This window comes from Brevundimonas subvibrioides ATCC 15264 (assembly GCF_000144605.1).
Lineage (GTDB): Bacteria > Pseudomonadota > Alphaproteobacteria > Caulobacterales > Caulobacteraceae > Brevundimonas > Brevundimonas subvibrioides.
In genome coordinates this window covers 528,071-540,850 of the sequence record NC_014375.1, presented here as the reverse complement: position 1 = coordinate 540,850, position 12,780 = coordinate 528,071, and the positions used below count along the sequence as shown (strand labels likewise).

Annotated in this window: 14 protein-coding genes; 9 read left to right on the top strand and 5 right to left on the bottom strand. The window is 69.8% G+C overall.

All coding sequences use genetic code 11. The features are described from left to right. Nucleotides 1-191 precede the first annotated feature (191 nt). Entirely contained in the window at nucleotides 192-1,382 is a 1,191-nt protein-coding gene (locus BRESU_RS02690; protein WP_013267956.1) for an acyl-CoA dehydrogenase, read from the top strand. A gap of 332 nt (nucleotides 1,383-1,714) precedes the next feature. Here BRESU_RS02690 and BRESU_RS02685 read toward each other — a convergent pair whose 3' ends face one another. After that, entirely contained in the window at nucleotides 1,715-2,173 is a 459-nt protein-coding gene (locus BRESU_RS02685) for a nuclear transport factor 2 family protein (protein WP_013267955.1), read from the bottom strand. Nucleotides 2,174-2,246: 73 nt separating this feature from the next. After that, entirely contained in the window at nucleotides 2,247-3,026 is a 780-nt protein-coding gene (locus tag BRESU_RS02680) for a DUF3313 family protein (RefSeq protein WP_013267954.1), read from the bottom strand. 104 nt (nucleotides 3,027-3,130) lie between these two features. Here BRESU_RS02680 and BRESU_RS02675 point away from each other — a divergent pair, with 104 nt between their 5' ends. From BRESU_RS02675 to BRESU_RS02660, 4 genes are all read left to right on the top strand, one after another. Then, a complete protein-coding gene (locus BRESU_RS02675; RefSeq protein WP_013267953.1) occupies nucleotides 3,131-3,970 on the top strand; it encodes a response regulator transcription factor in 840 nt (279 codons plus the stop codon). Nucleotides 3,971-3,974: 4 nt separating this feature from the next. Next, nucleotides 3,975-5,408, top strand: coding sequence for a sensor histidine kinase (locus tag BRESU_RS02670; RefSeq protein ID WP_013267952.1), 1,434 nt, complete (start codon nucleotides 3,975-3,977; stop codon nucleotides 5,406-5,408). A gap of 28 nt (nucleotides 5,409-5,436) precedes the next feature. After that, the gene (locus BRESU_RS02665; RefSeq protein ID WP_013267951.1) at nucleotides 5,437-6,771 is read left to right on the top strand and encodes a trypsin-like peptidase domain-containing protein; all 1,335 of its coding nucleotides are present in this window, start codon (nucleotides 5,437-5,439) and stop codon (nucleotides 6,769-6,771) included. A gap of 351 nt (nucleotides 6,772-7,122) precedes the next feature. After that, nucleotides 7,123-7,461 carry a DUF2794 domain-containing protein gene (locus BRESU_RS02660; protein WP_013267950.1) on the top strand — a complete coding sequence of 113 codons (339 nt, stop codon included), beginning with the start codon at nucleotides 7,123-7,125 and terminating at the stop codon, nucleotides 7,459-7,461. Between the two features lie 60 nt (nucleotides 7,462-7,521). Here BRESU_RS02660 and BRESU_RS02655 read toward each other — a convergent pair whose 3' ends face one another. After that, the gene (locus tag BRESU_RS02655; protein ID WP_013267949.1) at nucleotides 7,522-8,271 is read right to left on the bottom strand and encodes a Bax inhibitor-1/YccA family protein; all 750 of its coding nucleotides are present in this window, start codon (nucleotides 8,269-8,271) and stop codon (nucleotides 7,522-7,524) included. Between the two features lie 144 nt (nucleotides 8,272-8,415). Here BRESU_RS02655 and thpR point away from each other — a divergent pair, with 144 nt between their 5' ends. The 4 genes from thpR (at nucleotide 8,416) to mmcB (ending at nucleotide 10,580) form a co-directional block, all read left to right on the top strand. Beyond that, nucleotides 8,416-8,952: an RNA 2',3'-cyclic phosphodiesterase gene (gene thpR / locus BRESU_RS02650; RefSeq protein ID WP_013267948.1), complete on the top strand. Its 537-nt coding sequence runs from the start codon at nucleotides 8,416-8,418 to the stop codon at nucleotides 8,950-8,952. 8 nt (nucleotides 8,953-8,960) lie between these two features. After that, nucleotides 8,961-9,497, top strand: a complete 537-nt coding sequence (locus tag BRESU_RS02645) for a GNAT family N-acetyltransferase (RefSeq protein WP_245528588.1) — start codon at nucleotides 8,961-8,963, stop codon at nucleotides 9,495-9,497. Between the two features lie 68 nt (nucleotides 9,498-9,565). Next, complete coding sequence (locus BRESU_RS02640; protein WP_013267946.1) at nucleotides 9,566-10,093, top strand: lipocalin family protein; 528 nt, start codon at nucleotides 9,566-9,568, stop codon at nucleotides 10,091-10,093. A gap of 43 nt (nucleotides 10,094-10,136) precedes the next feature. Further along, complete coding sequence (mmcB, locus tag BRESU_RS02635) at nucleotides 10,137-10,580, top strand: DNA repair putative endonuclease MmcB (protein WP_013267945.1); 444 nt, start codon at nucleotides 10,137-10,139, stop codon at nucleotides 10,578-10,580. Nucleotides 10,581-10,638: 58 nt separating this feature from the next. Here the strand turns inward: mmcB and BRESU_RS02630 are convergent, their stop codons facing one another. Both BRESU_RS02630 and BRESU_RS02625 read right to left on the bottom strand, forming a co-directional pair. Beyond that, on the bottom strand, nucleotides 10,639-11,205 hold the full coding sequence (locus tag BRESU_RS02630; RefSeq protein ID WP_013267944.1) for an ActR/PrrA/RegA family redox response regulator transcription factor: 567 nt from the start codon (nucleotides 11,203-11,205) through the stop codon (nucleotides 10,639-10,641). 77 nt (nucleotides 11,206-11,282) lie between these two features. After that, entirely contained in the window at nucleotides 11,283-12,749 is a 1,467-nt protein-coding gene (locus BRESU_RS02625; protein WP_050762453.1) for an ActS/PrrB/RegB family redox-sensitive histidine kinase, read from the bottom strand. Nucleotides 12,750-12,780: the final 31 nt, after the last annotated feature.

Genomic DNA, 12,780 nt, shown 5'->3' with positions numbered 1-12,780 from the left:
ACGGGTTCGGCCCTGCCCGATCGGGCAGGGCCGAACCGGACTCAGGGAGCCGCGCTCAAGCCGCGAGGCGTAGCCTGGCCTCCGGCCGATCGCAGATCGGACCGGGGGCGAGCCGAGCGGCAGCGCCCTTCCGGCCGCGGCCGTTCTGGCCTAAACGGGCTGGCTGATCCTCCAGTAAAAGAGCCTCTGACATGGCCGACGGCAGCCCGATTTCGACGCAGACCTTCCGCTGGGACGACCCGTTCGACATGGCGTCACGCCTGACGGATGACGAGCGCGCCATCCAGGACGCGGCCCGGTCCTACGCCCGCGAAAAACTGTTGCCCCGCGTCGTCGCCGCCTTCCGCGACGAGACCTTCGACCGCGCCATCATGACCGAGATGGGCGAGATGGGCTTCCTGGGGGCCATGCTGCCCGAACAGTACGGCGGCTCGGGCGTCAGCCACGTCGCCTATGGCCTGATCGCCCGCGAGATCGAGGCGGTGGACTCAGGCTACCGCTCCGCCATGTCGGTCCAGTCGTCCCTGGCCATGTACCCCATCTACGCCTTCGGCAACGAGGAGCAGAAGATGCGCTTCCTGCCCCGGATGGCGGCGGGCGAGCTGATCGGCTGTTTCGGCCTGACCGAGGCCGACGGCGGCTCGGACCCGGCCTCGATGAAGACGAAGGCGGTCAAGGTCGACGGCGGCTACCGCCTGAACGGCGGCAAATACTGGATCACCAACTCCCCCATCGCCGACCTCGCCATCGTCTGGGCCAAGCTGGATGACGTCATCCGCGGCTTCATCGTCGAGCGCGGGTTCGAGGGCTTCACGACCGGCAAGATCGGCGACAAGCTCAGCCTTCGCGCCTCGATCACCGGCGACATCGGCCTGAACGACGTCTTCGTGCCCGAAGCCAACCTTCTGCCCGGCGTGAAGGGGCTGCGGGGGCCGTTCTCCTGCCTGAACAAGGCCCGCTACGGCATTTCGTGGGGGGCAATGGGGGCCGCCGAATTCTGCCTGCACGCCACCCGCGACTACGTCGGAGAACGGATGCTCTTCGGTCGTCCGCTGTCGTCGCGCCAGCTGGTGCAGAAGAAGCTGGCCGACATGCAGACCGAGATCTTCCTGGGCTTCGAGGGGGCCTATGCGCTGGGCCGCCTGCTCGACACCGGGGCCTTCGTGCCCGAGGCCATCAGCCTGATGAAGCGCAACAACTGCGGCAAGGCCCTCGCCATCGCCCGCGAGGCCCGCGACATGCACGGCGGCGCCGGCATCACCGGCGAACTCCACGTCATGCGCCACGCCATGAACCTGGAGACGGTGAACACCTACGAGGGTGCCCACGACGTCCACGCCCTGATCCTGGGCCGGGCGATTACGGGCGAGAGCGCTTTTTAGAGGGCGCTACCGCTCGAAGCGCGGCGTCTCGCTGCTTGAGCGCAAGGTGCGTCATACACCCCCGCCGGACATGCAGGCGTACGGGAAGAATCCGAAGACGCTCCATAGAAGCGCGGCTCGGAGAATAGCGCGCGACCTTCCGCCACGACATAACCCGACGATCAGCGCGGCTGTTGGAAGCAGAGTCGTGCAGATCAGGACGACCAGCGGGCCATAAATGTACCAAATCGCTTGGGTTAAATTGTTCGCTCCGCTCGATGCGCCTGCGAGAGTCCACAAGCCCCATGTAAGGCCGTTGAGGGCGATCAGGACGGCTGTGACGAACATCCAAACTACACCTCGCACCCCGTCGTGCGCTGGTTCCAGGTGATGCCGGCGATGCGCCACACCCCGTCGCGGCGGATCAGGTCGAAATGGTCGGAGCCGCAATGGCTGACCCGTCCGTCGATCTTGAAGACATAGCGGCCCCAGACCATGGCGATGTCGCCGTCGATGGCGACGATCGGATCGGGCATGATCTCCTCGTACCGCTCGGGACCCGGGCGCAGGCCGGCGGCGAAGGCCTCGGCGGCGAGCGTCTGGACGGTGGCGGTGCCGTCCGGGCGCTCGACCGCCACGATCATCCGCGCCTCCGGGGCCAGATGCGGGGCCACGAGGCTGCCGTCGCGGGCAGCGAGGGCGGCGAACACGCCGTTCACCGGCACCATCACGGCGGCCGCCTCGGGCGAGGCCGGATCGGCCAGCACAGGCGTCTGGACCGCGAGCGCAGCCATCAGGGCAAGCATGGACATGACAAGGCCTCCCGACCGGCGCGGGCCTTGCGCCGGTCGGGAGGCTATCACGCCGCCGGACGGCGACAAGCCGTCAGGGACGCGGCGTGTCCTGGGCCGGGGTCGAGCCCGTGTTGACCTGGGGCACATACAGGCCGGTCACCGCGCGGGTGACGAAGCCGACCGGCTGGGTCCGGGGGCCGAACGACAGGCAGGGATCCGGGTTCGGGATGTCGCGCACGGTCCGGTCCGGCTGCGAGATCGTGTCGCCGATCTCGTCGCCCAGCGGCTCGGCCATCTGCAGGGCATCACCGATGCGCGACAGCGACGGCGCGTCGGTGCCGACCGTGTTGGCGTTGCGCGCCCAGGCCAGGGCCGCGACCTGGCGTCCGTCCGGTCCGATCAGCTCGCTCTCCACCGCCAGCCCGCCGGTCGTGCCCGGAACCCGGAAGGTGCCGGGCCCCGGGATCAGGATGTTGGCCACGGCCGCGACGCCCGATCCCACCGATCCCGTCGGGCGCACATCGACCACCCCGGTCCGCAGCCGCGCCACATCGCGCCCTTCGGCGGCCACGGTGAACCGCTCGCTGACTTCGTAGCAGATCTGGCGATCGACCTCGCGCAGCAGCTGGGCCCGCTCCACCTCGGTCAGGTTGCTCCCCGCCGTGCCCACGAACTGGCTGGGCTCCAGATGCACGCGGTCGATGGTGGCCGCGACCGCGTCGTCGCGCCGCTGGCGGATCGACGCGCGGATCGTGTCCTCGCGCGTGACCAGCCCGTCATAGCCGCTGAGGAACTCCGCGTTGGCGACCGGCGCGGTCTGGCAGCCGGTGACGGCGAGCCCGGCGAGGACGAGAAGGGCGGCTTGGCGCATGGGGAACCTCTGCAATGGCCCCTGCAAACGCGGAGCCTGCCCAAGCGTTGCGGTCAGGAACGATCATTCCATGCGCCGTTGTGATTCCGCATCAGGCTTCTATCGTGAACGCCGGTACGGGGGACGAGCGGATGACGACGGTCGAGATCGACACGACGGCGGAGACGGATCCGTTCGCGGCCCTGGCCGAGGTCTTCGCCGGCCGTCGCGCCCTGCTGCTGGAAGACGACCCGGCCCTGGCCGACCACGTCGCCGACCGCCTGCTGAAGGCCGGTTTCGAGATCGTGGACCGCGTCGACGCCGGCGAGGCCGCGCTGCAGATGGCCGGCAGCCATCCTTATGACGTGCTGATCCTGGACCGGATGACCAACGGCCTCGACGGACTGGAGACGCTGAAGCGGCTGCGCACGACATCCGGCCCCTCCAGCGACGCGCCCGCCCTGATGCTGACCGCCCTGACCGGCGAGCGCCAGCGGGTCGAGGGCCTGCTGGGCGGGGCCGACGACTATCTGTCCAAGCCGATCGGCGACGAGGAACTGCTGGCGCGGGTGGCGTCCCAGCTGCGTCGTGTCGCGCGTCGGGCCCGGCCCGCCAACACCGACCTGATCAACGGCCCGTTCCGCCTGTCGCCGGGGGCCCGGACGCTGAAGCTGACGGTCGAGGGGACCGAGCGGCTGATCGACCTGTCGCCGCTGGAGTTCGCCATCGTGTCCGAACTGATGACCGCCCGCGGCCAGCCGGTGACCAAGACCATGCTGTGGGACCGGTGCTGGATCGAGTGGACCTTCCTGCCGGACAATTTCGTCAACATCATCGACGCCCGGATCAGCGCCCTGCGCCGCCGGCTGAAGGAACAGGCCCCCGAGCTGGGCGAGGACCTGCATCCCCTGATCGTCTCGGCCCGCAGCCAGAGCCTGATCTTCCGCGACCTCGACGCAGGCTGAGGGCTTGCGACGCCACTCCACCCCTTGGAACAGCGGGTCCGGCTGGCGGCGCTGGCTGGCGGAGCGAACCTCGACCCAGCTTGCGGCCTCGCTGGCCATCATGGCCGCCCTGGCCCTGACGGGATCGCTTCTGATCACCGGACAGGCGGCGCGGCTGGACCAGCGCCAGCAGGCCGCCCTGGCCGCCCTGGCCGACTTCGCCGCCATCGCCGTGAAGCTGCCGCCGGACGCCGGCGGGGAGCAGATGACGGAGTCCGACGCCGCCTACTGGTCCGCCTTCCTCAGCGCCTTCCAGGACGGGCCCAGCCGGGAGTCCATCACCCTGGAGGAAACCTGCCGCACCGGCCGGGGCGGCGCGGGCGTGCGCTTCATCCGGGCCCCGGTGGGCAAGCCCGCCGGACTGGCGGCGCTGGAGACCGTGCGGGTCGAGCGGCTGTCGCGGCTCGGGTCCGGGGTCTATCTGGTCCGGCTCGCCCCCGGCCAGCTGTGCCCGGCCCGCGCCATCGAGGCGGTGATCGTCAAACGCCCGGTCGGCGCGCTGCAGGTCATCGTCGGCCGGGTGGTCGATCCGGCCGGCGTGGCGTGGCGCTGGGCGGTTCTGTCGGTCGCCCTGACCGGCGCCCTGATCCTGGTGTCGGGTCTGGCCGCCGCGACCTTCGCCCGGCGTCGCCTGACCAGCGCCATCACCGAGGTCAGCGTGGCCCTCGACCGGGCCGCCGTCGGCGACTTCTCGCGCCGCGCGCCCGACGTGGCGGTCGCGCCCGAGCTGACCGCCCTGTCGACCCAGGTCAACCGGACGCTGGACCGGCTCGAGGAGCTGCTGAGCTGGCTGCGGGATTCGGCCGATCAGCTGGCGCACGACTTCCGCACGCCCCTGGCCCGCGCCTCGCTGCGGCTGGACCGGTTGATGGAGGCCGACGACCCGGCCGAACGGGCCCAACTGGGCGAGGAGGCCAAGCAGGATCTGGCCGACATCACCCGCGCCATGAACGAGGCGATGGCCCTGCGCGACGGCGAGGCCTGGCTGTTCGAAAACGTCCGGCTGGACGTCCTGGCCGCGGCCTGCGTGGAGCTGTACCAGCCCATCGCCGACATGCGCGGCATCCGCATCGTCGCCGGGGGCGAGCCCGTCTCCGTCCTGGGGGTCCGGTCCCTGCTGCAAAGGGCGGTGGCCAACCTGGTCGACAATGCGGTCAAGTTCTCGCCCGAGGGCGGCACGGTCACGCTGCGGGCCTTCGCCGCCGACGACGAGGTGGCCATCTCCATCGCCGATCAGGGCCCGGGCATGTCCGGGCCCGTTCCGGCCCGGGTCGAGGGGACCGACAGCCACGGCATGGGGCTGGCCTTCGTGCGCGCCATCCTCCGTCGCCACGGGGGACGGATGACGATTGATGACGCCGCGCCGGGAGCCATCGTCACCGCGCACTTCCCGCGCTAGGCTCCTTTCGAACATTGGGGTTGGACAGATGACACGTGCGGGAATTCTGGCGGGAACGGCGATCGCCCTGACCCTGTTCGGCGCAGGTGCCGCCTCGGCCCAGAGCGGACCCTCGTCCCTGCCCTTCGACGCCCGACGCGGCGTCTTCACCTTTGCGGCCGGGCTGGAACGCTCGCTGCCCGCCGTGGTCCAGGTCACGACCCTCGGCGTCTCGGCCGGGCCGACGACGGGCGAGACCGAGCCGACGGCGGTCTCCAGCGGATCGGGCGTGATCATCGACGCGGCGGCCGGCATCATCGTCACCAACAACCACGTCATCGAGGGCGGCCAGAAGTTCCGCGTGGACATGACCGACGGACGCCTGGTCGACGCGGTCCTGCTGGGGACCGACACGGCCACCGACGTGGCCGTCCTGCAGATCCAGGCGACCGGCCTGTCCCAGGTCGAGACCGTCGACTCCGACACCCTGCGCACCGGGGATCTGGCCTTCGCCGTCGGCTATCCGCTGGGGCTGGACCAGACCCTGACCATGGGCGTGATCTCCGGCCTCGGCCGGTCGGGCATGGGCGACGCCGTCGAGGACTATATCCAGACCGACGCCGCGGTGAACTCGGGCAACTCGGGCGGGCCGCTGCTGGACAGCCGGGGTCGGTTGATTGGCATCAACACCTCGATCCTGTCCGGCGACATGGGCGGCGGCAACGACGGCATCGCCTTCGCGGTCCCCACCCGCATCCTGATGTTCGTCGTCGACCAGATCCGCGCCAACGGCTCGGTCACGCGCGGCATGATCGGCGCCACGCTCGGCTCGCTGACCGCAGAGCGCGCGGTGGAGCGGGATCTGGGCTTCGTACGCGGGGCCATCGTCGAGGACGTTATGCCCGGCTCACCGGCCGAACGCGCCGGCCTGCGGACCGGCGACGTCATCACCCGCATCCAGAACCGGCCGGTCGCCAACGCCGGGTCGGTTCAGGCCACGGTCGGCATCGCCGCTCCGGGCACGCCGCTGACGCTCGTCTATCTGCGCGACGGCCAGAGCACGACCGCCCGGATGACCGTCGAGACCGAGTCCACCGCCGCCGTGCGACTGGGCTCCTCCGCGCTCCAGGCCTACGGGGCCGGCATCCGCTCTCTGACGCCGGCCGACGGCAAGGGTGACGACCCCGGCCTGATCGTCGTCGCGGTCGAGGGGGGCTCACCGGCCGCCCAGCAGGATCTGCGCGCCGGCGATGTCATCACGGCCGTCGCGGGCGAGTCCGTCTCGTCCCTGTCCGACCTGGCCGAAAGACTGGCCGACAGCGGGGCCCTGACAGTGCGTCGTGACGGTGAGGTCGTGGAGCTGGCGATCACCCCCGGCACCTGATCCGTCAGGCCGCAGAGACCGAAACGCCGGGGTCGTCGCCCCGGCGTTTTGCGTTCCGGTCGGGCCCACACAGCAAAACGCCCGCCGTGCCATTGGGGGGAGGGGGGCAGGGCGGACGTCTCGCTTTGGAGGAAGCGCCGGCCCGTCGGAGCCCATACGCTGGAGACATCCAGGGGGGCTGGGGGGGCTGTTCAGGATCCGGGACGCTTCCGAACTCCGTCAGGCCGACGGTCTGTATTTCGCGACCTGATCTGTCCGGCGATGGACCGAAACGGGGCCATTTCGTGACAGCGAATCTTTTCGCTCGGGGCCCCCGCTGGTGTTCGCCGGGAGTGCGCCTAGATTGATCGGATGAGCGCCGACGTGACCCCCCTCGACCCCGGCCCATCCGGCTCCGTCTTCTTCGAGCGGCGGGAGCTCGACCTGATCCTTCGGGTCTATGGCCGCATGGTCGCCCAGGCGGAATGGCGGGACTACGCCATGGTCGGCGGCCGGGAGTCGGCCGAGTTCGCCGTCTTCCGCCGGTCCGGCGACGCTCCCGCCTATCGCATCGAGAAACGCCCGTCGCTGCAGGCCCGTCAGGGCCAGTGGTCGGTCATCGGTGAAGGCGGCGTCGTGATGAAGCGCGGCCGGGAACTGGCGCAGGTGCTGCGGGTGTTCGACAGCCGCAAATTCCAGGTGGTGGAATAAAAAGGCCCCGGCGTTTCCGCCGGGGCCTCCTGATCCGATCGGGCTGGATGCCCGAAAGGCCTAGTTGCGATTGCCGCCCATGAAGGCCAGCAGAAACTGGAACAGGTTCACGAAGTTGATGAACAGGCTCAGGGCACCAAAGCCCGTCGCCACACCCATCGCCGCTTCGTTTCCGCCCAGCTGGTAGTAGGTCATCTTCAGGCGCTGCGTATCGAAGGCGATCAGACCGGCGAAGATCAGAACGCCGAGACCCGAGATGATCAGGTACAGCGTGCCCGACTGCATGAAGATGTTCACGATCGAGGCGATGATCAGACCGATCACGCCCATGATCAGGAACGAGCCCATGGCCGTCAGGTCCTTCTTGGTCGTGTAGCCCACCAGGCTCAGCGCACCGAACGAGGCGGCCGTCACGAAGAAGGTCGAGGCCAGCGAACCGCCGGTGTAGCGCAGGAACAGGATGCCCATGCCCGCGCCGATCGAGGCCACCACGGCCCAGTAGAGCATGTTCACGCCCCGCGCCGTCGGGTTCTTCATGAAGAACATCGAGCCGAACAACAGCACGATCGGCAGGAACTGGACGATCATGCCCAGCATGGTCATTCCGATGCGGCCGTCAGGTGTGGGGGCGAAGAACAGCTGCTGCACCGCCGGCACGTTGCCGGTCAGATAGGCCAGGCCGCCCGCCACGAGCAGGCCCAGGGCCAGCTTGTTGTAGACGCCCAGCATGAAGCTGCGCAGGCCGGCGTCCACGGCCATGTCGGCGTGGGCGGGTGCCGGCGTCGAATAACCGTTTCTGAAGTCGCTCATCGCGAGATCAATCTCCAATAGGCCAGGGAAAAAGCCCCCGGCGACTGCAAGGAATATCGTGTGTCCCCTGTGGTCTTGCAAGCGGCTCGCAGCCGGAAGGGTTCCGACCTTTCGCCGCAGGACCCGCGCCGATAGGCTGATCCCATGCTGCGCCTGTTCACCGCCCTCCCCGTCCCGTTCGATGTGGCCGAAACCCTGGCGCGTCGCCAGACCGGTCTGCCGGGCGCGAAATGGCGGACGCCGGAACAGCTTCACGTCACCCTGGCCTTCTTCGGCGAGGTCGACGAACGCCGCGCCGACGATCTGGCGGCCGAGCTGGCGCGCATCCCGCCCGGCGCGTTCGACATCGAACTGAAGGGCGTCGGCGCGTTCGGCGATGCGCATCGCAGCCACACCCTGTGGGCGGGAGTGGAGCCCGGCGAACGGCTGACCGTTCTGGCCGGGCGCTGCCGGGCGGCTGCGGAGCGCGCCGGGGTCCGGATGGAGCCGCGCGTCTATCGCCCGCACCTGACGCTGGCCTATCTCAAGACCCAGACCAATCCCGACCGGATCGGCGCCTGGATCACCGGACACAACCTGCTGCATTCCCCGCCGATCCGGGTGGACCGGTTCGGGCTGTATTCCAGCGTCCTGTCCGACGGCGGCAGCCACTACGAACTGGAAAGGGAGTATCCGCTTTGACCGGCCCGGTGATTGAGACGGCCCGCCTGCTCCTGCGTCCGCCCGAGATCGAGGATTTCCCCCGCTGGGCCGAGTTTCATCTCGATCCGGAGACGATGCGGTTCCTCGGCGGGGTACAGGCGCCGCCCCAGACCTGGCGGGCCCTGATGGCCGTGATCGGCCAGTGGGCGGCGACGGGCGAGGCGATGTTTTCGGTGATCGAGAAGGACAGCGGCCTGTGGATGGGCCGGATCGGACCCCTGCACCCCTATGGCTGGCCCGGCACGGAGGTGGGCTGGAGCCTGCACCCCGACGCCCGCGGCCGGGGCTACGCGGTGGAGGCGGCGGTGGCGTCCATGGACTACGCCGTCGACGTCCTGCGCTGGACCGACGTGATCCACTGCATCGCGCCGGAGAATTTCGCGTCCGCGCGGGTCGCCGGGCGGCTGGGATCGGTCAATCGCGGACCCGGCCGACTGCCCGAACCGATGCAGGACGAGCGCGTCGACCTGTGGGGCCAGACCGCCGACGAATGGCGCGAGAACCGCAGGCGCTTCGAACCCTAGGCAACCATCGGCGCATCACCTTCGTATCTTCGCGGCCAACGCCGATCACCGAAGAGCCTATGACGCCCATGACCGACGCCCGAACCCTCGCGCTTGCCGCCGCCGCCCTTCTCGCCAGCGCCCTGCCGGCCGCGGCCCAGGCCCCCCGGGTGAACCTCGACCAGTTCGATGGTCGCTGGTTCGAGATCGCGCGCAACGACAACGGCATGCAGCGCGACTGCAGCCGCGCCCAGATCGACTTCAACCCGGCGAACGAGGCCAATCGCTATTCGATCCTCGTCACCTGCACCCGCCGCGAGACGGGCCGGGTCGAGACGCTGCGGGCCAATGCCTCGGTCACCGACACGGCGACCAACGCCAAATTCCGGTTCAGCCTGACGGGCCTGCTCAGCTTCGGCGGTCTGGCGTCCCAGCAATACTGGGTCTGGGATCATGCGCCCGACTACAGCTGGGCGATCATGGGCCTGCCCAACAAGTCCAGCTGGTGGATCTGGCACCGGTCGCAGAGCCCCTCCGCCTCCGTGCGCGCCGCCACGCTGGCCCGGGCCCGCGCCCTGGGCTTCAGCACCACAGAGATCGTTCAGACCGGGGTCTGACGCTCCGCTTGCGAGCGGAACCTAACCGGAACATAGTGCGCGGATGCCCGCCGCCGCGCACCTTGAACTCGTCTTCAGCCGTCCCGAGACGACGCTGGGCGTGACGCGTGGGGCGGCCCGGTTGCTGGCCGACATGGGCTATGCGCCCCTGCTCGAGGTCTGCCTGCCCAACGGGCGGCGCGCCGACGTCATGGCCCTGGGGCGCAAGGGCGACATCGTCATCGTCGAGGTCAAGTCGGGGCCTGACGACTTCCGGGTCGACCGCAAATGGCCCGAGTACGCGCCCTTCTGCGACGCCTTCTATTTCGCGGTCGCGCCGGAGTTTCCCGACGGCATCCTTCCGGACGCGCCGGGACTGATCGTGGCCGACAGCTTCGGGGGGGCCGTGGTCCGCGATGCGCCGGTCAGCCCGCTGGCCCCGGCACGGCGCAAGGCCCTGACCATCGCCTTCGGCCGCCTCGCCGCCATGCGGGCACTCAAGCCCTAGAGCGTGATTCACGCTTTCGGCGGACCCACGCAGTGGGTCCTCCTCAATCGATCAAGCCCTAGCGCGGCGCGCGCTTGGCCAGAATGCGCTGCAGGGTCCGGCGGTGCATGCCGAGGCGGCGCGCCGTCTCCGAGACATTGTGGTCGCACAGCTCGTAGACGCGCTGGATGTGCTCCCAACGGACGCGGTCGGCGCTCATGGGATTGTCCGGCGGCTCGGGCGCATCGCCCGTGGCCATCAGGGCCTTGACCACGTCATCGGCATCGGCCGGCTTCGACAGATAGTCGACCGCGCCGGCCTTGACCGCCGCGACCGCGGTGGCGATCGCGCCATAGCCCGTCAGCATCACGATGCGGGAATCCGCCCGGCGGTCGCGGATGGCCTCGACGATCTTCAGGCCGTTGCCGTCCTCCAGCCGCATGTCCAGCACGGCAAAGGCGGGCTGATGGGTCTTCAGCGCCTCGGTGGCCTCGCCGACCGAGCCGGCGGTCGTCACCTCGAACCCCCGCGCCTCCAGCGCGCGACCCAGTCGGGTCCGCAGCGCCTGATCGTCGTCGAGCAGCAGAAGCGAGCGATCCTCGAGCCCGGCGATGCGGTCTTCAAGGTTGGTGGCGGTCGTCGGCATGGTATTTGTCTCCCTGCAGAGCAGAGTGGGTTCCCGCACAGCTTGGATCAAGCCGTGCGGCGATCCGTCACCTCCGGTCAGGCCGTCGTGGCCTCCAGGGCCCGTCGGGGCCAGCGGACGGTCACGCGGGCGCCCTTGTTCGGGCCTGGACCGCCGTCGCCGTGGCCGACCACCACCTGACCGCCCGTGCGTTCCAGCAGGGTGCGCGCGATGAAGAAACCCAGACCCATGCCGCCCTGGCTGGGGATCACATCCACGATCGGTGGAGCGGCCCGCCCCCGCTTGCCGGGCCGGGCCGCTCCGGCGGCGGACGCCAGCTGAGAGGCCAGGGCCTGACGCGCCTTTCCGTGCGGGCGGCTGGTGACATAGGGCTCGCCCAGCCGGGGCAGGATGTCGGCGGCAAAGCCGGGGCCATCGTCGAGGACCTCGATCGTGATCCACTGCACGTCGGCCGAGCCCAGGACGCGAACCCGAGTCGCCGCGAAATCGGCCGCGTTCTCGACGATGGCGGAAAGCCCGTGGACGACTTCGGCCAGGCGCCGGACATGGGGTGCCGCCATGCCCGGCGGAGTCCGGACCTCCACGGAAATGTCCAGGTCGAACCCGAGATGCGGCTCGACCACCTCGGACAGCAGGGCTTTCAGCCCGACCTCGGTATAGAGCTCATCGCCGTCCTCGGGCCGCTGGGACAGGCGTTTCAGGATGTCGCGGCAGCGATCGGCCTGCAGCAGCATCAGCCGGGCGTCCTCGGCGATCGGCCCGTCGGGGGCGGCGGCGCGCAGCAGTTCCTTGGCCACGATCTGGATGGTGGCCAGCGGCGTGCCCAGTTCATGGGCGGCGGCGGCGGCCAGACCGCCGAGCGCGGCCAGCCTCTGCTCGCGCTGCAGCACGTCCTGGGTTGTGGCCAGGGCCAGCTCCAGCTTCTCCGCCTCGGCCGCGACCCGCCAGGCATAGGCGGCGGTGAAGACCACGCCGGTGATCAGGGCCAGACCCACCCCGAACCGGTACAGGGGCGGCAGTTCCAGCTCGGTCCCCGACTGCCACGGCAGGGGCATGGACCAGAAGAACAGCGCCGTGGTCGAGATCAGCACCATCAGGCCCAGCCCCAGGGCCTGACGCCCGGGCAGCGACGCCGCCGCGACCGTCACCGGCGCGACCAGCAGGAGGCAGAACGGGTTCTCCAGCCCGCCGGTGAAGGCCAGCAGGGCGGTCAGCTGCAGGATGTCGAACCCCAGATGGATCGCCGTCTGGCGTCCGTCCGGCAGGCGGCTGTCCGTCTGGCGCAGCCGCGACATGGCCGACAGGTTCACCAGCGCACTGGCCCCGATGACGCTCAGCACCTGCCAGACCGGCAGGGGGAAATGCAGCATCATTACGAGGACGATGACCGTCGCCGTCTGGCCGGCGATGGCCAGCCAGCGCAGGATGATGAGCGTGCGAAGGCTCAGCCCGCGGGCGCGCCGGGGCAGGTCGCGCCATCCCGACAGGGGGGTCCCCTGCGACGCGTTGGCGGCAAATGACGGGTTGGCTTCGCTCTGGTCCACGACGGGTCTATAGACCCTCGCCGCCCCGATG